Raw genomic sequence first — 19,862 nt, 5'->3', positions numbered from 1 at the left:
CACGTTTTTTTCCATTTTACATTTGTTGAGTTTTTCTTCTATCGCTTTAGCACAAGGAACCCTGTCTTACACAGGCAGGAGCCTGCTCTCGCCGCTCCAATCCACTCACCACTGATAGTGAATGTTAATCCAGCAGGTTACTTCTTGACAGCTTCAACATGCTCGAAAAACGATGGGTAGGAAACTGCGATGCATTCCGCATCATCTAATGTTACAGCTCCATCCGTTACTAATGCCGCCACAGCGCCCATCATACCGATACGGTGATCGCCGTATGTTTTCAAGCTTGCCCCACGTAATGGCGTTGGTCCCTCAATAATCATTCCATCTTCAGTTGCCTCTATACGCGCACCAAGCTTTTTCAATTCATCTACGACTGCTGTAATGCGATCAGTCTCTTTCACCTTCAGTTCTTCAGCATCTCGGATAATCGTCTTGCCCTGCGCCTGTGTAGCTAACAGCGCAAGAACAGGAATTTCATCGATTAATCTCGGAATCAAGCCACCTTCAATAACCGTTCCTTTTAATGTAGATGTTTCCATTGTAATTGTTGCAGTTGGTTCAGATTGTCCATCCTCATTAGCTACGACTGTTATAGCCGCCCCCATGTTGTGAAGAACTTCAATAATACCGTCACGCGTTGGATTGACCCCAACATTTTCTAAGACAATTTTACTATCACGACAAATTGCACCTGCTACTAGGAAAAATGCAGCAGAAGAAATATCGCCAGGCACAGATACATGTGTACCGGACAGTGTTTGTCCACCTTCAAAAGTCACAACACCATCTGCTACCGTAATTTCCGCGCCAAATTGACGTAGCATGCGCTCTGTATGGTCACGCGATACTTCTGATTCTCTGACAATTGTTGTCCCTTGTGCACGTAAACCTGCTAGTAAAATAGCTGATTTCACTTGAGCACTCGCAACAGGCATTTGATAGTCAATGGCTTGTAACGTTGTACCTTGAATGGCAAGTGGTGTATATTGTCCATCCGCACGCCCTGTAATATGAGCCCCCATTTGACGTAATGGGTCGATAACGCGACGCATCGGACGTTTCCCAATAGAAGCATCCCCAGTCATTACGCTATGTACTTTGGAACCTGCTAATATCCCGAGCATCAAGCGTGTTGTTGTGCCCGAGTTCCCTGTGTATAACACTTCGCTCGGTTCTTGCCAGGCTTCTATACCCGCACTTTCAATTGTCACATTTGTTCCGTCCACCTCAATGTTTACACCAAGCTTGCGGAAACAATCGATTGTGCTTAAGCAATCCTCACCAAGTAAAAAGCCGTCGACCGTTGTTTTTCCTGTTGCGATCGCGCCAAACATAACAGAGCGATGTGACACAGATTTATCACCAGGAATTGTTAACTGCCCATGTAATGATGGTTTATTATACTGTAATACTTTTTCACTCATAATTAATCTCGCCTCCATATGAAGATAGAAAGCGCCGAGTAATCGACGCTTTCTTCATTAATATATAGCCACTAAAACGTCTCTTATTGACGGCAATGCCACTTAAGAAATATATGTTTCGAAATTAGCGCGCTGTTGAATACATGCGGCTGCACGTTCACGATCACTTTCACTTTGCAAGCTAATGACCAGAATACCAAAAACATCTTCACGAGATTCGACGATTCGTAAATTCGTAATGCTAATTTGCTCTTCTGCTAATAAGCCCGTTACTTCTGAAATGACCCCCGGATAGTCAGGAACATCGACATACAAGTCAAACGATGTGAACATTGCTCCAGCACTAATCGGTAATTCATCACGTAGCTCTTTGGCAATAGCAAAATAGCTTTCAATATCGGCTGAACTACCATTTAAAAGTAGCTCTTTCACACGATCCATTTCCGTTTGCCAGCCTTCAAGCTGCGCAACTAATTCATCACGATTTTGCAATGTAATATCACGCCATAAAATCGGATTAGAGGATGCAATACGCGTCACATCCCGGAACCCCCCTGCTGCAAGAGAACGTGTCATTGGATATTCACCATTTTCCCCGCCTAATTGATGCACAAGAGATGCAGCTATGACATGAGGGAAATGACTAACGACAGCGGTCATATGATCGTGCTCTCGTGCCGATACGCTGACCACTTTTGCATGAGTAAATTTTAATAAGCTTTCGAGCTGAGCCATATGAATAATTTCCTCACCCGCTAGCGGTGTTAACATATAATACGCATTTTCGAAAAGATGGGCTTTGGCTGCTAACACACCACTTTTATGAGACCCTGCCATCGGATGTCCACCGATAAACGTAATGCCTAGCTCACGTAACTCGCCAGCTTTTTGCATAATCATTTTTTTCGTACTACCTGTATCTGTTACAATCACTTTATTTTTTAACGGCCATGTTTTTAATTGTTCCATCCATTCGAGCGTAGCATTGACAGGTGTTCCAAAAATAATGATATCAACCTCTGCAGCAACGTCTTGTGGATTTGTCACAATGTCATGGACAATATTTAATGTTTTGGCATGTTCACGGGTTTTTTCATCCATATCATAGCCAATAATTTTTGTTTCAGGTGCTTTTTGTAAAGCAAGAGCAATTGAGCCCCCGATTAAGCCTAAACCAATAACGAGCACTTTGCGTGTCATGCAAAAACTCCTTGTTCTTTTAAGACTGCTTCAAGATGCCCTAATAATGCCGCATTTTGTGCTTCTGTCCCAATTGTTACACGGATAAAGCCTGGTGCACCTAGCGCATTACCGCTACGAATAATAAACCCGCGCTTCATAAGCTCTTGGAACACAACATCACTATCCGCATTCGTGTTAAAGAAAATAAAGTTCGTATCAGATGGGTAGTATTTCAAATGATGCTTTTCACAAAAATCAACGTATTGTTTTTTGCCTTTTTCATTAGCTGTACAACAATTTTTTATAAAGTCTTGATCACTTAAAGCAATCGCTGCAACTGCTTGACTTAAAATCGTATTGTTAAACGGTGCACGTACTGGGTCCAGTTTCGCAATGACGGCTGGTTGACCAATCGCGTAACCAACTCGGAAGGAAGCAAGACCATATGCTTTAGAGAAAGTGCGCAATAATAGTACATTTGGAAACTCTTCAATTAATGATAGTGTTTCTTTATGCCCTGGATGTGTCACATATTCGATATACGCTTCGTCTAAAACGACAAGTACATCGCTTGGAACTTTCGCTAAAAACGCACGTAAATCTGAATTTGTAATGACAACCCCTGTTGGATTGTTCGGGCTACATACCCAGACGATAGAAGTTTGATCATCTATTGCTGCTGCCATTGCGTCTAAGTCGTGTGCCCCTTCGATACAAGGAATTTTACGAACTTCTGCTCCTTCGATTTCAGCATTATGAATATATTGTGAGAAGGATGGGTCTGCCATGACTGTGTTCACACCTGGATACAACAGAGCACGTGTAAGAATTGCAATAATATCATCTGAGCCATTGCCGAAAAGAAGCTGTGTTTCTTGGACACCTAGATAATTGGCTACAGCCGTACGCAAGTTTTGTGCATAACCGTCTGGATAGATGGCGTGGTTTACTGCATTATTTTGTAAATACGCTGTTACCTTAGGTGAGCAACCAAATGGGTTTTCATTTGATGCTAACTTAACGACTTCTTGTAAGCCAAATTCACGTTGTACTTCTTCAATTGGTTTACCTGGCTTGTATGCTTGCATACCGTCCAATTGTTGTTTCCATTTCATCTCAAACATCTCCTCTTATTATTTAGCTTGGGCTAAATCTGGTCTTAATTTCACTGCATCATTTAAATAAATATGCTGGACATCTTTTTGCGCCATTTGCACATTCGCATGGATTAACACACGAATACATAAAGGCAATGCATCTGGCACATCCATTTCATGCATACACATAACAGGGACGTACTGCCAGCCGTCCATTAATCTTACAGCACGCGCTGGAAACGCTGATGTAATATCTGGTGTCGTTGAAATAACAATCGAAGCAATATCCTCTACTTCCACCTGATTGGCTGCCACAACTTCACGCACTAATCTCGCTGTCTCATCCCATACAAGCTCTGGCTTGTCCAATTCAATCGTTATTGCACCTCTAAGTCCACGAATCATACAAGCACCTCCGCTAATAACTGTCGGAATTCAGCATCTACTTCTTTGCATTCTGCTAAGTCTATTGGTCGCACAAATGGCTTTCCAATTTCTTCGAGCAGCACAAATTGTAATACCCCGTATTCCGCTTTTTTATCTTTTAATAAATACTCCGTTAACTGTTCAAATGAATAATCATTTACCGCTGCAAAAGGATAGCCATTTTTTAGCGCAAACTGTAAAAACGCAGTTGTAAATTCACGATTTAATTTACCGTAACGCTCACTTAATAATAAACAATACACAAGTCCAATCATCACTGCTTCACCATGTGCGACGTTTCCATACCCAGCTGCTGCTTCAATGGCATGGCCGTAGGTATGGCCTAAGTTTAAATATTTGCGCACAGACTGCTCTGTTTCATCTTCAGAGACAATTTTCGCCTTTACTTCAATTCCTGCTTTTAGTTGTTCGGCTAATTCTGTTGTACTGAAATGAATAACTGATTCAGCTGTCATTAACTGTTGTAGCCATGTGGCATTCGATATCATCGCATGCTTAATGACTTCTGCAGTCCCTGATCGCACTTCACGCTCAGGCAAGCTTTCTATAAAGACAGTATCGTAGATAACCCCTTCTGGCTGATAAAAAGCACCAATCATATTTTTGCCTAGCGGATGGTTAATCGCTGTTTTACCACCAACCGCTGAGTCATGTGCTAAAATCGTCGTTGGTATTTGGATAAATGGCACACCTCGCATATAGGTAGCTGCAACAAAACCTGTTAAATCGCCAACTGCTCCGCCACCAAATGCAAAAATAAATGATTTACGTGAACATTTTTGTTCAAGCAAGAAAGTTTGTGCTGCATTGTATTGTTCAAATGTTTTACAAGCCTCACCACCCGGTAGCACAAATACCTCAAAGTCATATGGGAAGTTCGACTTGAAATATTCCCCTTGGGCAGCCCATACATTGGCATCTGTAAAAACAATGAGCTTATCTGCTGTTTGCAGTTTTTCATCAAATGTTTTTACTGCCTCAAATAAAAATTGATGTCCAAGTACTACCTCATATTGATGTGATTTTGTTGCTACTGGTACACGCATGATTAAAACTCCTTTGCGTAACGACGTTGTTCTTCAATTTGCGCTTGTAATTGAGGTAATTGATCGCCGTGGAATTGATCCATAATCGCATTAGCAATTTCCCAGGCAATAACATGTTCTGCAACGACTGATGCTGCCGGCACTGCACAGCTGTCAGAGCGTTCTACACTTGCTTTAAACGGCTCTTTTGTTTCGATATCAACGCTTTGTAATGGTTTATATAATGTCGGGATTGGCTTCATAACCCCACGCACAACAATTGGCATACCTGTGGACATGCCACCTTCTAAGCCGCCAAGACGATTCGTAGCACGCGTGTAGCCTTGTTCTTCAGACCAAATGATTTCATCATGGACTTCTGAACCTTTTTTGCGTGCCATTTCAAAACCGATACCAAATTCAACACCTTTAAATGCATTGATAGATAACATCGCAGCCGCTAATTTGGCATCTAGCTTACGGTCATAATGAACATATGAACCTACACCTGCTGGCATGCCTTCAACAATTACCTCAACAACACCACCAATGGAATCGCCGGCTTTTTTTGCTTCATCGATGGCTTCTACCATTTTGGCTGAAGCGACTGGATCTACACAGTAGCATGGGTCTGCTTCAACAATTGTACGAATTTCATCGACCGATTTTCCTTCAATTAAAGAAGTGTCTGCCTTAATGCCTACGATTTCAGTTACATGTGACACAATAGAGATGCCAAGTTCATTTAATAAGGCTTTTGCAACAGCACCAACTGCCACACGAACTGTCGTTTCACGCGCAGAGGAACGTTCTAACACATTACGTAAATCACGATGGCCATATTTCATGCCACCTACTAAATCTGCATGTCCTGGACGCGGACGTGAAATTTGACGTTTAATATCTTCTGGATTGATATCTTCCGCTAAAGGTTCTGCTCCCATAATTTTCGTCCAATGCTTCCAATCATCGTTTGTGACAACTAGCGCAACAGGAGAGCCAAGCGTTTGTCCGTGGCGAACACCAGCAACGATTTCTACTGTATCCGTTTCGATTTGCATACGACGACCGCGGCCATGTCCTCCTTGGCGACGTTTTAAATCATGATTAATTTTTTCTGCTGTAATTGGTAAAAGTGACGGTAAACCCTCAATTATTGTAGTTAATTGTGGTCCGTGTGATTCTCCTGCTGTTAAGTAACGCATAAACGCTTTCTCCCTTCAACTCGCTAAAGTATGTATTTTTCACTATAACATATATTCTCTAAAAAAACAGTCCTTTTGCAAATGTCCCGCAACGACTTTCCACTTGACAGCGCTACATTATATGCGAATATTCTGAACGATTTATTTAAAAAAATAACGTTTTCTAGCTACACTTAAAACCTTCACACTAATCCTTAAAGTAAAATACTACCATTTACTTTAATAAAAAAATACGCTTTTTGCTTATGACAAGCGAAAAGCGTACGATCATCTATGTCTAGTGTCTTGGCAGTTTATGTACGTGATTAGTCTCTTGTTCACTGTACGAAGCTTTTCATCATATAATTAACTATTTTTTTCGATAGAAGAAAGTATCTTCTACCTCAAAGTCATAACGCGATGGATTAAAAATTTGCTCTGTTGAACCTACAAATAATATCCCATCTTGTCGTAACGCTTTACTAAAGTTTGCATATATTTGATCCTTTGCTTCTTCGGTAAAGTAAATCATTACATTGCGGCACACGATTAAATCATAATTGGCATCGTAATGGTCGTTCAATAAATTGTGCTTTTTAAAGGTAACACAACGTTTAATTTCATCTTTAACTCGGTAGAAGTTTCCTTCTTGCTCAAAATACTTTGCTTGAATATCTTTCGGTACCTCTGCTAAAGAACGCTCTGGATATACACCTAGTTTTGCCTTTTGAATGACATTTTCGTCTAAATCAGTGGCGATTATTTGAATTTGCGATAATGGTACTAATTGCGATAATACCATTGCTAATGAATAAGGTTCTTCACCTGTTGAACATGCGGCACTCCAAATTTTCAAACGCTTGTTGGATTGTAATAACTTCGGGAAAATTTTCTTTTGCAATACTTCCCAGCGCTTTCCATTGCGATAAAACTCCGACACATTAATCGTCATTCGATCTAAAAACTCATTCATTAAATCGCGATCTTGCTCAAGTGCCTTTAGAAAATCAACAAAATTACGATAGCCCTTTTTCTCGTAGAGCGAGGTTAATCGTCTTTTCATTTGCGCTTCTTTATATAACGCTAAATCAATCCCAGTTTTGCGCTTAATACCTTCAACAAATTGTACATAATCAGACATACGGTCATCTTCCCCTCTAGCGTCGTATACCCATTATAGCGGAAAAATGCCTTTACTGAAATAGTCTTTCCTTTGTATTCAACGTTTACTTTGTCGAATTTTTCTTTTCTTCTAACAATAGCACTTTCGATTGTTCTAATTCTAATCGCAGTTTTTCTGTTTCTTTTGTATATGATTCCAATCTTAGCTTCTCTAATTCCACTTCTTGTTCAATAGTCTTTAACTTTAATTTTTGCCCCTTTGTACGCGCATCAGTAAATATCCCAGCTAAAGCGACCATAATGCCGCCAATAATCGCAACAATAGCAATTTCCATAATTTCTCTACCTCCTATCTAATATAGATTATACGATAAAATAAAAATAGTTTCCTTTTTCAAATGTTCTTCATTTTTGCTTAAAAAATGAAGGCAGTCAATACCGCCTTCATTGAATAAATTGATACACAAGCTCGCTCAAACAGTTGCACTAAAAAAGTGTTACGCTTTAGCAGAAATTGGACACCACGTTACTAAGGTTAAATTTCTACACGATAATCTTTTAAATTTTCTCTCAGCTTGGCTTTCATAAATTTCCCTACTGACGTTTTCGGTATTTCATCTAAAAAGACCACATCATCAGGTAACCATGTTTTATGGAACTGTGCCCGTAAACTGTCCAGCAGTTCTTCCTTTGTAAGTGAATCTTTGTATTCCGGTTTTGCCACGACACATGCCAACGGTCGTTCTAGCCATTTTTCATGTGGAATGGCCACTACGGCCGCTTCAAATACTTTTGGATGTGTCATGAGTGCATTTTCAAGCTCCACTGATGAAATCCATTCGCCACCACTCTTGATTAAATCTTTTGTCCGATCAGTAATTTTAATGTAGCCATCAGGGGTCATGACTGCGATATCACCAGTATAGAGCCAGCCATCTTTAAAGGCTTCCACTGAGCGCTCATCTTGATAATATTCACTAGCAATCCAAGGCCCTCTTAATGTAATTTCCCCCATTGTCTTGCCATCCCAAGGTACCTCACCTTGTTCATTGACAATGCGCATATCAAGCAGCGGCATTGTGATGCCTTGCGTTGTACGTACATGCATTTTTTCATCAGAAGTATATTGTTGCATATGTGATAAGTATGTCGATAAACTAACAAGCGGTGATGTCTCTGTCATACCGTAGCCTGTATAATACGGAATGTTTTGCTCCTCCTCGAAGCCGCGTGCAAGACCAATTGGCGATGCAGAACCACCACAAATAATGGAACGTAAAGAGGAGAGATTTCGGGGATGTTGTCGTTGCTCTTGTAAAACGCCTAGCCAAATGGTTGGAACCCCCGCTGTTAACGTTACATTGTACTGCTCAAATAAATCGAGTAATAACTGTGGTGTAAACATCGGTCCTGGCAATACTTGTGTTGCGCCAAAACAGACACTAGCAAACGGTAAGCCCCAAGCATTCGCATGAAACATCGGGACAACCGGTAACACCACATCTCGCTCGCATATGGCGATGCTATCCGCTAATCCTGCTGTCAAACTGTGCAGGACGATACTGCGATGGGTATAAACAACACCTTTTGGCATGCCTGTTGTGGCACTTGTATAGCACATACCAGCCGGTGCATTTTCATCTAAATCATCTGGGAATTCAAAATGACTACTTGCCACTGCAAGAAGCTCTTCATAAGAAAGCGCATTCGGTAAGGGCGAATTTTCTAGCGCAACAGCATCCCCCATCACAATAAAATGCTTCACTGTTTTCAGCTGTGACACGATTGGTGCAATGACAGGCACTAAATTTTCATCTATAAGTAATATTTCATCTTCAGCATGATTAATGACATAGACGATATGTTCAGGCGCTAGACGAATATTAATCATATGCAACACAGCACCCGCACACGGTACAGCAAAATACGCTTCTAAATGCCGATGATGATTCCAAGCAAAAGTACCAACTTTTACTCCGCGCTCCATGCCAAGTGTTGTCAGCGCATCTGCCAACTTACGAGTACGACTAGCAAACTCTTTATACGTAAATTCATGAATCGTTGTAGTACTTGTACGCGAATAAATTTTCTTCGCATGAAAAAAACGTTCTGCTCGATTTAAAAAACTTGTTAGTAATAAAGGTGTATCCATCATATGCATACCATCGCTCCCTTTCGTTTTCACATGTCCCTTGCTTCAACGCCAAAGCCGATTTGTTGCTACAACTACGATATTTTATCCAATACCTTTACAAGTAAGAAAATCTTTCTGTTATTTTGGTTGCATGCGTATCGCACCATCAAGGCGAATAACTTCACCATTGAGCATAACATTATGGATAATGCTTTCCACCAGCATTGCATACTCAGACGGTTTTCCAAGACGTTTAGGAAATGGCGTCATGCTAGCTAATGCTGTGCGAGCAGGCTCTGCTAACGACGCGAACATCGGCGTTTCGATGAGCCCCGGTGCAATGGTCATCACTCGTATCCCCGAATCTGCAAGCTCCCGTGCAATCGGCAATGTCATCGCCGCTACTCCGCCTTTGGAAGCACTATATGCTGCTTGTCCAATTTGTCCATCAAAAGCGGCTACAGATGCTGTATTAATAATCACGCCACGTTGTCCATCTTCGTCAGGCTCATTATATTGCATATGTTCTGCTGCAAGCCGAATCACATTAAACGTCCCTATTAAATTGACGGAAATCACTTTAGAAAATAATGCAAGTGCATGTACGCCTCGTTTGGAAATGACTTTACTCGCATCGGCGATCCCTGCACAGTTAACTGCTACATTCATACGACCAAATGTTGCTAGAGTATGCGCAAGCCCTGCTTCAACATCAGCCTCTTGTGTCACGTCGACGCGAACATAGCGGACATTTTCACCTAATTCCTGTGCAAGTGTCTGCCCTCTTTCATCATTGACATCAAAAATAACAGCTTTGCCGCCTTCTTCCACAATCTTTCGGACAGTCGCTTCTCCTAAACCTGAGGCACCACCAGTGACAATCGCTACAACGTCAACACATTTCATGCAATCCAACCCCTTTACATTTTTTCGATAATAGTGGCATTCGCCATCCCCATACCTTCACAAATAGCGAGTAAACCGTAACGGAAGTTTTCACGCTGCATGCGATATAGCATCGTTGTTAACAACTTTGTACCAGTTGCCCCTAGTGGATGTCCTAAAGCAATGGCACCACCATCTGGATTTAGCTTTGCTGGGTTTGCTCCCATTTCATGTAACCAAGCGAGCGGCACAGGAGCAAAAGCTTCGTTGACCTCATACGTATCGATGTCTTCAATTGTGAGCCCCGAACGCTTTAAAGCTTGTCTTGTGGCCTCAATTGGACCTGTAAGCATAAGGGTCGGATCTGATCCTATCACTACGCGCGTTATGATTTTGGCAAGCGGTGGAATGCCTAACGCTTGTGCTTTTTCCAACGACATCAGCACAACAGCTGAAGCCCCATCACTCATTTGACTGGCATTCCCGGCAGTAATCACCCCCTGCTCTTGAAAAACTGTTTTCAAGTCATTTAATCGTTGCATTGTAGTATCTGCACGAGGACCTTCATCAACGGTAAACAGGCTAACCGTACCGTCCTCTTGGATTATATGAACTGGCATAATTTCCGCTTGAAAATGCCCTGCCTCTATCGCGTTTAAAGCTCGTCTATGACTTTCATATGCATAGTGATTCAATTGCTCTTTTGAAAACTGCCATTTTGCCGCCATTTTCTCAGCTGATAGCCCTTGATGAATAATCGTATAATTCTCTTGCAAACGTTTACCTTTATGGGCCGTCTGCATATGCGAAAACATCGGCACCCTTGTCATACTTTCGACACCGCCCGCAATGACAATATCCATATCACCAGCTAAAATCGCTTGCGCCCCAAAATGCACAGCTTGCTGACTAGACCCACATTGACGATCGATTGTGACACCAGGAACCTTTTCCGGAAAGCCTGCCATTAATAAAGCGGTACGTGCGATATTGGCACCTTGTTCATCGGTTTGTGTGACACAACCGAAAATCACATCCTCTACTTGTCCTTTGTCGATACGCGCACGCTTGACAACCTCTTCTAGTACATCCGCTGCTAAATCATCTGCTCGCACATTTTTTAAAGCACCTTTACTGCGTCCGACTGCTGTACGTACTGCTGCTACTATTACGACTTCTCTCATTTTAATCCCCCTCCATTGTGAAATACCCTTTGCTACAATACGTTAAAGTTTATTTGCATTGTGGTAAATATATACCGCTTTAAGTAGCGATTAAATTGTTTAATTTTCTGAAAATTATAGTATTTATTTTACATGACAAAGCAGTTATTAACAATTCTATCTATAGCTTAATAGAGACTAAGTATAGTTAATTGATAATTGATGATTCATGTAAATGGCAGCGTGCGCGCAATGTCGACAAAAGTTTACAGGAAAGAGGTCTGGCTTTCTTTTGTCATGAACGATATGTTCCTGTAGATTGCAGTGAAAAGCACACAGGCAACAAAAAAAGACTATAAATCAACTCGAAAGTTATTCGAGTGGATCTATAGTCAGTTTGCGTATCCAGTAAATGCGTACGCGTCAATTTTATAAAATTAAACTAAATCTTCACCGAAGAATAAACCGATTTCGCGCTCTGCAGATGCAAGAGAGTCAGAACCGTGGATGATGTTGTGAGAAACTCCATGCACTATTGTGTTCTCTGAGATTTCAAGTAACTTGATGGATCTGATTTATACTCCTTTAAAATGGAATTATCAGATTCCTCCACAATTTTTTTCCTTTGCGAATAGCGTTTTTTTGCAGCTTCTACCCGCTTCTGAATTTGCTGTTTACGTTCTTCAGTTTGAGGATGCATCCAATTAGCCATTTCTGGAGTTATACGGACAACAATTTTTCGTCTTTCACTAGAATTACTATTCATCTTCGTCCCCTCCAATTATAAGTACGACTTCAAACTCTTCTGCTTCTTCATAACTAATGAAGACAGATTCAGATTCCATTGTTATATCTATTATAGCAAAAATACGGTCAATTGGCATCAAGGCCTTGACAACAAATCCAAAATTTTTGTCTCTGACAAATCCTTCAGCAATTCCTTGAGAAAAACTCCAGCTAGATAAAGTTCTTTGCTCATCAATTCTAATGGTTTCTCCTTCTTGCAGACCTTTTTTCACCCAACTTGGGCGTTCAGACCAACTAAAACCTCAATAAAGATAAACATCTTGAATTTTTTTACTTAATAAAAGCTTCTGCGTTACTTTATATATTGCTTCAACAGCTCTCTTTTGATTCCCTGTTAAAATGGTTTTAGGTTTAGGTAAATTACTGTAGTGTTTGTAGTGCAAATTTAGCCATTGCGCAAGATATTTTTCCATACTTAATGAAGTTGAGCTATTCGAATCTCTTACCCACTCTGCACGTAATTCAAGAGCTGCATAAACAACCTCATCTGATTCTTCATACATTAAACTACACATATAGTCTTCAAAATATTCTCCCATGTTTTCGTTGGTTATATACAAAAGTCCTTTAATACCATCAAGCGTAAGTCCACCATTCAAAATATAAATCCTCGCTTCCTCTATACTAAATATTATGTAAAAAATCATCTTAATAATGTAGAACATGGCATAATAACACTTATTCATTTACCGCTAGACAAGAAAGGCCAAGTAGCTATCAACTCTCTTTTCTAGAATTATACAATAATTTAATACATCTATCTGCATTAGAGATATAAAGGAAACCAATTAGTACCTTTGCTTTGTATTGCAAAAATTGCTCTACAAAGTAAACTTTACTCAATTAATTAATTCAGACAAACAAAAACCCTCTAACTGTAATAGTTAGAGGGTAAACCGCTAATATAGCGAGTATACTTTTGTACAATTAAACTAAATCTTCACCGAAGAATAAACCGATTTCGCGCTCTGCAGATGCAAGAGAGTCAGAACCGTGAATGATGTTGTGAGAAACAGTTGTAGCGTAGTCACCACGGATTGTTCCTGGGTTAGATTCTTCTGGTTTTGTAGCACCCATCATTGTACGTGCAAGTTTGATTACGTTTTCGCCTTCCCATACCATAGCGAATACTGGACCAGAAGTGATGAAGTCTACTAATTCACCGAAGAATGGACGTTCAGCATGCTCAGCATAGTGTTTTTCTGCTAATTCTTGAGGAATCACCATTAATTTTGCGCCTTTTAATACGAAGCCGCGACGTTCAAAACGGTCAACGATATCTCCTACTACTTGTCGTTCTACGCCGTCTGGTTTAACCATTAAAAAAGTTTGTTCGATTGCCATGTTTAAAACACTCCTTAAATTCGTCTAACAGGTTTTACACCTACCGATAAATATTAACAAAAAATGAGCTTCAGCACAACAAAAAGCTAGAATTTACGCTTGCCCATAAACAATGCGATGTCACGAAGCTTTTTCTTAATTGGATGTTTTGGTAAAGCATCTATTTCCTGTAATGCTTTTTTCAAATACTTATCACTCATTTTATTAGCTTGTGTAATTGCATCAGATTTACGCACATATTGCAACATTTTTTGGCGCTCAGGCTCCGTTAATGTCCCCGCAAATACTTTTGCTAAATAAGGCTGCATGTGTGGATCATCTTTTAATAATAAAATCGGCAATGTAATATTACCTTGTAGTAAATCACTACCCGCTGGCTTCCCTAATTCTTTATCTGTCGCCATAATATCTAATACATCATCAATTATTTGAAAGCTCATGCCTACAAAGTAGCCAAAGCGTTTCAAATGGCTTACCGTTTTTGCATCTACGCCAGCTGCTACTGCACCAATCTCACAACTAGAAGATATAAGTAATGCCGTTTTTCGTTTGATACGTCTGAAATAATCCTTTAAGCCCTGATCCAATCTAAACTTGTCCTCGATTTGAATAACTTCACCGTTACAAATTTCCACCATCGTACGTGCCAAAATTTGATGAACAAGTGGATCCTCAAGTTTTGTAATGTACTCCAGTGCACGTGCAAATATAAAATCGCCCGTGTACATTGCTACTCTGTTATTCCATTGGGATTTGACAGTTGGACGTCCTCGTCGCATATCGGAATCATCAATCACATCATCATGCACTAGCGACGCCATGTGAATGAGCTCTAAAGGCACAGCCACATTTTTCATCTTTTCGATATCATAATCGCCAAATTTTGCGCCAAGCAACACAAAAATTGGTCGGATTCGTTTGCCACCAGCTTGTAATAAATGGAGAGAAGCATCGTTAATTAAATGCGAAGACGAATTCACCGCTTTTTCTAATTCTTGTTCGATGATATCAATATCTGACTTCAAATCGGAATAGAGTAGTTTTAACTTCATCTTTTCCACGCTTGAAAACCTTCCCCCATTAACGTACTTTTTTAAAGCCCATATGCATTGCCGCAGCACCGCCACTGTATGCTTTATACGTTACTTTTTCTAAACCTGCCTCTTCAAACATTGCCGCTAGCTTCTTCATACCTGGGAAATCATTTGCGGATTCCTGTAACCAAGAATATTCTTTATAACTTTTCGCAAAAATTTTACCAAATATCGGCATAATATATTTAAAATAAAAACGGAATAGTTGTCGATAGCCAGGAATCTCTGATTGTGATGTTTCTAAACAGACAACCATGCCACCTGGTTTGACGACACGATTCATTTCTTTTAACACTTGTAAATAATCAGGAACATTTCGAAGACCAAAACCAATCGTCACATAATCAAATGTATTGTCTGGAAACGGTAATTCCATCGCATTTCCTTGTATTAATTCAATTTGAGGATAAGGCGTTATTTTTTGTTCGCCTACTTTCAGCATGTTATGACTGAAATCTAATCCTTTTACTTCGCCACTTTCTCCAACTGCTTCCGCTAACGCAATCGTCCAGTCAGCTGTTCCACAACAAACATCTAGCGCTTTCGATCCAGGCTTAACAGCCATGCGCTTCATCGTATCATTACGCCAGCCAACATGCATTTGGAAGCTAATAACACCATTCATTTTGTCATAGCTCTCTGAAATACTTTCAAATACTTCGTGAACGTGCTCTTCTTTCGATTTAGCCATTTTTGAAAAACCTCTCTTATCCGTTTGTAGAAGCAATCGATGCCTCTACACGTGCTTGTAGAGCTTGTTTCACATCACTTTGTAAAAATGATGCTTGGTCTATCACCTGCAACAGCTCTGTTTTTAAACGGGCAATTTTATCTTGTAAGACGCTGCTAAAGCTTGCGCCTGCTTGTAAGGCACTTTGTTCAAGCGCTTTATTCATTAAAGATTTTTGTCCGCGTTGATACATCGCCCATTCTCTTTCTAACCGTAAGATTAATAAGCTCTTTTCCATTAACGGAATATAATGTTGCAATGCATAAAGCTCAAAAAACTTTGTAATTAAGCCTGATTCTATATTGCTTATCGACGAACACCATTGTTCTACTGTCCGCTCTTCAGCCTCATACACTTTTATTTGATGCTCGCAACGTGCCACGATTCCTTGTGACAACTTACGAATCAACGAAACATTGCCTGACATCGCTAAAATTTCATAATATCTGCCACTATAAAAATCCCCAGCTAAAACGGTTAGCTGTTGTTCTTTTGATGTAGCATCCAGTTCTTTTATATGATCATGTGCCGCTAATGCTGCATATACAATTCCAACAGTTATCGCAGCTTCCCTTTGCTCTTGTTGCCACTCTTCACCATTCAAAAAGGGAACTAACAAGTAAAACAGTTGATTTTCGTCGAGCACAGGCACTCCTGTGTATTTTTGCAAAGTTCTATGACGAACATCCATGAAAATCTCTGTTTTTAACTGTGCAATTGAATTTTGAATGTATGTTGCATTCATAGACCTTACTCCATTCACTTTCAAATACGTTATATCAATAAGACATAACGTTTGCTCACTGAGTCATTATAGCACAAGCAACGATTCGGAATAAAAAGTTTTTACTTATACCAACATGAACGGGCAGTAGAACTCCACCATAAAATAACCAAAATTTTGGGAGGAAATCTACTTGCCCGTAAAAAACCATCTAGAACATACAGATGTGTTATGCATCTCTGTAGTTTATAACCAACATCAGCATAGTATGTAGATTCTACCGATGGAAGCTATCATACAAGAAGACCTTATTTTTTCGCTTCACTTTGGATAACACCATGTGCTGTATGAATTTGCGCTTTGCCACGAATTTTCATGGCAGAAGTATGCTCTGTAAATTGAGCAATCATCACTTCGCCTGCGTCTAATTTTTCAGAATGATGGAATTTTGTATCCGTACCACGTGTTAAGCCAATAACATGTACACCATCTTCTTCAGCTTGAATCACTATATAATCTTGCGCCATTGTCTGTACACTCCTTAAATCCGACAAATTCTTAGTCCATCATAACATAATTAGACATGCAGTTTAAGACATTTGAATAAATGACAAGACTTCTCGACGTTTTACCTCATCTTGTTCATAAATGCCACGTGCCACAGACGTGACTGTTTTAGATCCTGGTTTTTTTAAGCCGCGCATTGTCATACACATATGTTCTGCCTCAATTACGACGTAAACACCTTTTGGAGACAGCATTTCCATAATCGTATCAGCTACTGAAGAGGTAATGCGTTCCTGTAATTGTGGACGACGTGCAATCGTTTCAACAGCGCGACCTAATTTACTTAAACCTGCCACGATGCCATCGTTTGGTATGTAAGCGACATGTGCTTTGCCGTAAAAAGGCACTAAATGATGCTCACACATTGAATAAAATGGGATATCCTTAACGAGCACTAATTCTTCATGGTCCTCATGAAAAACAGTTTTAAAATAATCTTTTGCATCTTCATGTAAGCCACTAAACATTTCAGCGTACATTTTTGCAACACGTTTTGGCGTATCAAGCAATCCTTCACGATGTACATCCTCGCCCACAGCTTCTAAAATCATTTTTACTGCTTCTTCTATTTTCAATAAATCAACATTCGACATTCGTAAAAACCCTCCTGCGTATCAAAACATTACACATTTCCCTATGCATCGTAGCATATCCAAAAGTTAAGCGCAAAACGACTTACCTGATTTAAAAGAAATTCAACATAACTACAGCAATTAGCATTTTCCTGCACTAAAAATGGAGACCTCTATGTATAAAAAATTAGACATCTTAAAATGAAATGTCCGTTATGAAGTTAAAAAGAGCAGCCTTCATGCTCGTTTACATGAAGACTGCTCTATGTAACTACTAGACGTGTATTATTTTACAGCATCTTTAAGCGCTTTACCTGGTTTGAAAGCAGGTACCTTGCTAGCAGCGATTTCGATTTCTTTACCAGTTTGTGGGTTACGACCTTTACGAGCCGCACGTTCACGTACTTCAAAGTTACCAAAACCAATTAATTGTACTTTGTCACCCTTTGCAAGAGCATCTTGAATTGTATCAAATACAGCTTCAACTGCTTTAGAAGCGTCTTTTTTTGAAAGACCTGCAGCTTCAGCAACAGAGTTTACTAATTCTGTTTTATTCACACCATTCACCTCCTCTCAAAGGGTCATGAACCAATTCTGTAAAAAGAGTAACACATAGAAAACCGCTACGCAACTGTATTCATTCATGATTATAACCAAAATATGCGTTTTTCACCCAAAAAACAAAAATAACAGGACTTTTCGCATAAGAACGAATAGCCCTGCACTATTTTTTTGCTCTGTAATTTCCATTTTATCTCTATAAAATAAATGTCACCAATCCTCGATCACCTTCATTAACCATTCGTTCAATTGTTTGACGCATACGTTTTTTCGCTGTAGGTGGCACTGCATTCATTTTATAGCGAATTCCTTCTTTTAACACTTCATGCAATGGCGTACCAAAAAGCTGTGTTTGCCAAAGCGCATCACGATCATGTAAATAGGCATGGTTTAAATCTTTTAGTAACTGTTGACTGTGGAATTCGGAGCCAATTAGTGGCGCAAATTCTGATTCCATATCCACGCGAATAATATGATAAGATGGTGCTTTTGCCTTCATGCGCACACCATAGAAATTATTTTGCTTAATCAGTTCTGGTGCAGTTGGTTCAAATTCTTGCATCATTGGCAATGTTACGCCATAACCGCTCGTATCTGCTTCAGTAATGGCATCTTTAAAGCGTTTTTGCGCTTCTTTTGCTTCGGCAGCCTCTTTAATGAATAGCAACCAATCGCGCTTTGTTTCAATCGGTTCTTCCAACCATTCATTACAAACAGCTTTATATAATTCACCTTGTAATGACACGCGAATAACGGCTGTACCGATTCCTGAATCGACATGCACCACTTCACTTTGATCAATAAAATCAATGGCTTTAAAGGCATCAGAAGCTTGTTGTACGTCTCTAATTTTCATGACAGACGACAGCACTTCTTCCATCGAATCAATCAATGCCACGTTTAATGGGTGTGTCGCATCAAGCACATCCAGCCAATCTGGTTTCTCCACTTCAATCGTCCGAATTGGGAACTCAAATAATGCTTCTTGTAAAATATATTGAATATCTGAAGCACGCATTTGATCGATTGAAATCGCAATAACTGGCACATTATACCGTTCAAATAGCTCATTTCGTAGCTGTACCGTTTCTTCTCGTGCCGGCATTTGACAATTTAAGACGATAACAAAAGGTTTTCCAATTTCCTTTAATTGCTCAACAATTTCTTCTTCCGCTTTTTCTGCTGCACGGCGGCTAATGCCATTTACTGTGCCATCCGTTGTCACCACAATACCGATATTCGCATGATCACGAATTACTTTATCTGTCCCGATTTTCGCCGCTTCCTGGAAAGGAATTGGCTCTGTATGCCAAGGTGTATGCACGTATTTCGGACCATTTTCGTCCTCATAGCCCTTTGTTCCATCAATAACGTAACCAACGCAATCCGCTAAGCGAATTTGGAACGTCATTTCATCTTCTCCGACCGCAATACGTGTCGCTTGGGCAGGCACAAACTTCGGCTCAGCAGTCATAATGACTTGGCCTGGTGAGCTTTGTGGCAGCTCGTCCTGTGCTCGCATTCTTTCCGTTTCATCCACAATATTCGGCAACACTACAGCTTCCATTACTTTTTTTACAAATGTTGATTTACCTACCCGAACTGGACCTACAACACCAATATAAACATCGCCATTTGTGCGCTCTGCAATTTCTTTAAATACTGCTTCACTCAAGGTTTCTGCCTCCTTTATCTACGCTTTTTCACTATATGCACGCATGAAGATAAATATGAAAAGCATCTCTGAAACAATGTCTATAGAATTTACATTTATACTGGACGTTGATGCCTTGTTCT

At 40.0% G+C, this 19,862-nt stretch carries 22 protein-coding genes and 1 pseudogene; all 23 read right to left on the bottom strand.

What is annotated here, in order from left to right:
- Positions 1–137 precede the first annotated feature (137 nt).
- The 23 genes and pseudogenes from aroA to spoIVA all read right to left on the bottom strand — a co-directional run bounded on the left by aroA (position 138) and on the right by spoIVA (position 19,740).
- Positions 138–1,427 carry a 3-phosphoshikimate 1-carboxyvinyltransferase gene (aroA, locus tag ACKVEV_RS02555; RefSeq protein WP_409368828.1) on the bottom strand — a complete coding sequence of 430 codons (1,290 nt, stop codon included), beginning with the start codon at positions 1,425–1,427 and terminating at the stop codon, positions 138–140.
- A gap of 102 nt (positions 1,428–1,529) precedes the next feature.
- Positions 1,530–2,627 carry a prephenate dehydrogenase gene (locus ACKVEV_RS02550; RefSeq protein WP_409368827.1) on the bottom strand — a complete coding sequence of 366 codons (1,098 nt, stop codon included), beginning with the start codon at positions 2,625–2,627 and terminating at the stop codon, positions 1,530–1,532.
- Positions 2,624–3,724: a histidinol-phosphate transaminase gene (gene hisC, locus ACKVEV_RS02545; RefSeq protein WP_409368826.1), complete on the bottom strand. Its 1,101-nt coding sequence runs from the start codon at positions 3,722–3,724 to the stop codon at positions 2,624–2,626. Before hisC ends, ACKVEV_RS02550 begins: the two co-directional genes overlap by 4 nt.
- A gap of 18 nt (positions 3,725–3,742) precedes the next feature.
- Positions 3,743–4,111: a chorismate mutase gene (gene aroH / locus ACKVEV_RS02540; RefSeq protein ID WP_409368825.1), complete on the bottom strand. Its 369-nt coding sequence runs from the start codon at positions 4,109–4,111 to the stop codon at positions 3,743–3,745.
- The gene (aroB, locus tag ACKVEV_RS02535; RefSeq protein ID WP_409368824.1) at positions 4,108–5,199 is read right to left on the bottom strand and encodes a 3-dehydroquinate synthase; all 1,092 of its coding nucleotides are present in this window, start codon (positions 5,197–5,199) and stop codon (positions 4,108–4,110) included. Before aroB ends, aroH begins: the two co-directional genes overlap by 4 nt.
- A 2-nt stretch (positions 5,200–5,201) precedes the next feature.
- Positions 5,202–6,383: a chorismate synthase gene (gene aroC / locus ACKVEV_RS02530; RefSeq protein WP_409368823.1), complete on the bottom strand. Its 1,182-nt coding sequence runs from the start codon at positions 6,381–6,383 to the stop codon at positions 5,202–5,204.
- A gap of 349 nt (positions 6,384–6,732) precedes the next feature.
- Positions 6,733–7,503: a CheR family methyltransferase gene (locus ACKVEV_RS02525; RefSeq protein ID WP_409368822.1), complete on the bottom strand. Its 771-nt coding sequence runs from the start codon at positions 7,501–7,503 to the stop codon at positions 6,733–6,735.
- A gap of 85 nt (positions 7,504–7,588) precedes the next feature.
- On the bottom strand, positions 7,589–7,819 hold the full coding sequence (locus ACKVEV_RS02520; protein ID WP_409368821.1) for a hypothetical protein: 231 nt from the start codon (positions 7,817–7,819) through the stop codon (positions 7,589–7,591).
- 200 nt (positions 7,820–8,019) lie between these two features.
- Positions 8,020–9,645, bottom strand: a complete 1,626-nt coding sequence (locus ACKVEV_RS02515; protein WP_409368820.1) for a long-chain fatty acid--CoA ligase — start codon at positions 9,643–9,645, stop codon at positions 8,020–8,022.
- A 111-nt stretch (positions 9,646–9,756) separates the two neighbouring features.
- Complete coding sequence (locus ACKVEV_RS02510; RefSeq protein ID WP_409368819.1) at positions 9,757–10,524, bottom strand: 3-hydroxyacyl-CoA dehydrogenase; 768 nt, start codon at positions 10,522–10,524, stop codon at positions 9,757–9,759.
- A gap of 14 nt (positions 10,525–10,538) precedes the next feature.
- Positions 10,539–11,687, bottom strand: coding sequence for a thiolase family protein (locus ACKVEV_RS02505; RefSeq protein WP_409368818.1), 1,149 nt, complete (start codon positions 11,685–11,687; stop codon positions 10,539–10,541).
- 416 nt (positions 11,688–12,103) lie between these two features.
- Positions 12,104–12,190, bottom strand: a pseudogene (locus ACKVEV_RS02500) (nucleoside-diphosphate kinase); the annotation flags it as partial.
- Positions 12,191–12,198: 8 nt separating this feature from the next.
- A complete protein-coding gene (locus tag ACKVEV_RS02495; protein WP_409368817.1) occupies positions 12,199–12,432 on the bottom strand; it encodes a hypothetical protein in 234 nt (77 codons plus the stop codon).
- Positions 12,425–12,685: a hypothetical protein gene (locus ACKVEV_RS02490; protein WP_409368816.1), complete on the bottom strand. Its 261-nt coding sequence runs from the start codon at positions 12,683–12,685 to the stop codon at positions 12,425–12,427. Before ACKVEV_RS02490 ends, ACKVEV_RS02495 begins: the two co-directional genes overlap by 8 nt.
- Positions 12,686–12,715: 30 nt before the next feature.
- On the bottom strand, positions 12,716–13,072 hold the full coding sequence (locus ACKVEV_RS02485; RefSeq protein WP_409368815.1) for a hypothetical protein: 357 nt from the start codon (positions 13,070–13,072) through the stop codon (positions 12,716–12,718).
- A 328-nt stretch (positions 13,073–13,400) separates the two neighbouring features.
- Entirely contained in the window at positions 13,401–13,817 is a 417-nt protein-coding gene (gene ndk, locus ACKVEV_RS02480) for a nucleoside-diphosphate kinase (RefSeq protein ID WP_173478456.1), read from the bottom strand.
- 86 nt (positions 13,818–13,903) lie between these two features.
- A complete protein-coding gene (hepT, locus tag ACKVEV_RS02475) occupies positions 13,904–14,878 on the bottom strand; it encodes a heptaprenyl diphosphate synthase component II (RefSeq protein WP_409368814.1) in 975 nt (324 codons plus the stop codon).
- Between the two features lie 19 nt (positions 14,879–14,897).
- On the bottom strand, positions 14,898–15,602 hold the full coding sequence (locus ACKVEV_RS02470; RefSeq protein ID WP_409368813.1) for a demethylmenaquinone methyltransferase: 705 nt from the start codon (positions 15,600–15,602) through the stop codon (positions 14,898–14,900).
- 16 nt (positions 15,603–15,618) lie between these two features.
- The gene (locus ACKVEV_RS02465; RefSeq protein ID WP_409368812.1) at positions 15,619–16,386 is read right to left on the bottom strand and encodes a heptaprenyl diphosphate synthase component 1; all 768 of its coding nucleotides are present in this window, start codon (positions 16,384–16,386) and stop codon (positions 15,619–15,621) included.
- Between the two features lie 287 nt (positions 16,387–16,673).
- Positions 16,674–16,892: a trp RNA-binding attenuation protein MtrB gene (gene mtrB / locus ACKVEV_RS02460; RefSeq protein ID WP_402923700.1), complete on the bottom strand. Its 219-nt coding sequence runs from the start codon at positions 16,890–16,892 to the stop codon at positions 16,674–16,676.
- A gap of 63 nt (positions 16,893–16,955) precedes the next feature.
- Complete coding sequence (folE, locus tag ACKVEV_RS02455; protein WP_409368811.1) at positions 16,956–17,525, bottom strand: GTP cyclohydrolase I FolE; 570 nt, start codon at positions 17,523–17,525, stop codon at positions 16,956–16,958.
- A gap of 264 nt (positions 17,526–17,789) precedes the next feature.
- Positions 17,790–18,062 (bottom strand): HU family DNA-binding protein, encoded by a 273-nt coding sequence (locus ACKVEV_RS02450; RefSeq protein WP_004232618.1) that lies wholly within the window; start codon positions 18,060–18,062, stop codon positions 17,790–17,792.
- 199 nt (positions 18,063–18,261) lie between these two features.
- A complete protein-coding gene (gene spoIVA / locus ACKVEV_RS02445; RefSeq protein WP_402923704.1) occupies positions 18,262–19,740 on the bottom strand; it encodes a stage IV sporulation protein A in 1,479 nt (492 codons plus the stop codon).
- Between the last annotated feature and the right edge of the window lie 122 nt (positions 19,741–19,862).

It is taken from the genome of Lysinibacillus sp. 38-6, from assembly GCF_046245175.1.
Classification (GTDB): domain Bacteria; phylum Bacillota; class Bacilli; order Bacillales_A; family Planococcaceae; genus Lysinibacillus.
Note: the sequence above shows the minus strand (reverse complement) of the source record. Positions and strands in the feature narration are given on the sequence as shown.

Coding starts and splice junctions, on each gene's coding strand:
- aroA (WP_409368828.1), bottom strand. CDS start 1,427: ATGAGTGAAAAAGTATTACAGTATAATAAACCATCATTACATGGGCAG.
- ACKVEV_RS02550 (WP_409368827.1), bottom strand. CDS start 2,627: ATGACACGCAAAGTGCTCGTTATTGGTTTAGGCTTAATCGGGGGCTCA.
- hisC (WP_409368826.1), bottom strand. CDS start 3,724: ATGAAATGGAAACAACAATTGGACGGTATGCAAGCATACAAGCCAGGT.
- aroH (WP_409368825.1), bottom strand. CDS start 4,111: ATGATTCGTGGACTTAGAGGTGCAATAACGATTGAATTGGACAAGCCA.
- aroB (WP_409368824.1), bottom strand. CDS start 5,199: ATGCGTGTACCAGTAGCAACAAAATCACATCAATATGAGGTAGTACTT.
- aroC (WP_409368823.1), bottom strand. CDS start 6,383: ATGCGTTACTTAACAGCAGGAGAATCACACGGACCACAATTAACTACA.
- ACKVEV_RS02525 (WP_409368822.1), bottom strand. CDS start 7,503: ATGTCTGATTATGTACAATTTGTTGAAGGTATTAAGCGCAAAACTGGG.
- ACKVEV_RS02520 (WP_409368821.1), bottom strand. CDS start 7,819: ATGGAAATTGCTATTGTTGCGATTATTGGCGGCATTATGGTCGCTTTA.
- ACKVEV_RS02515 (WP_409368820.1), bottom strand. CDS start 9,645: ATGCATATGATGGATACACCTTTATTACTAACAAGTTTTTTAAATCGA.
- ACKVEV_RS02510 (WP_409368819.1), bottom strand. CDS start 10,524: ATGAAATGTGTTGACGTTGTAGCGATTGTCACTGGTGGTGCCTCAGGT.
- ACKVEV_RS02505 (WP_409368818.1), bottom strand. CDS start 11,687: ATGAGAGAAGTCGTAATAGTAGCAGCAGTACGTACAGCAGTCGGACGC.
- ACKVEV_RS02495 (WP_409368817.1), bottom strand. CDS start 12,432: ATGAATAGTAATTCTAGTGAAAGACGAAAAATTGTTGTCCGTATAACT.
- ndk (WP_173478456.1), bottom strand. CDS start 13,817: ATGGCAATCGAACAAACTTTTTTAATGGTTAAACCAGACGGCGTAGAA.
- ACKVEV_RS02470 (WP_409368813.1), bottom strand. CDS start 15,602: ATGGCTAAATCGAAAGAAGAGCACGTTCACGAAGTATTTGAAAGTATT.
- ACKVEV_RS02465 (WP_409368812.1), bottom strand. CDS start 16,386: ATGAATGCAACATACATTCAAAATTCAATTGCACAGTTAAAAACAGAG.
- mtrB (WP_402923700.1), bottom strand. CDS start 16,892: ATGGCGCAAGATTATATAGTGATTCAAGCTGAAGAAGATGGTGTACAT.
- folE (WP_409368811.1), bottom strand. CDS start 17,525: ATGTCGAATGTTGATTTATTGAAAATAGAAGAAGCAGTAAAAATGATT.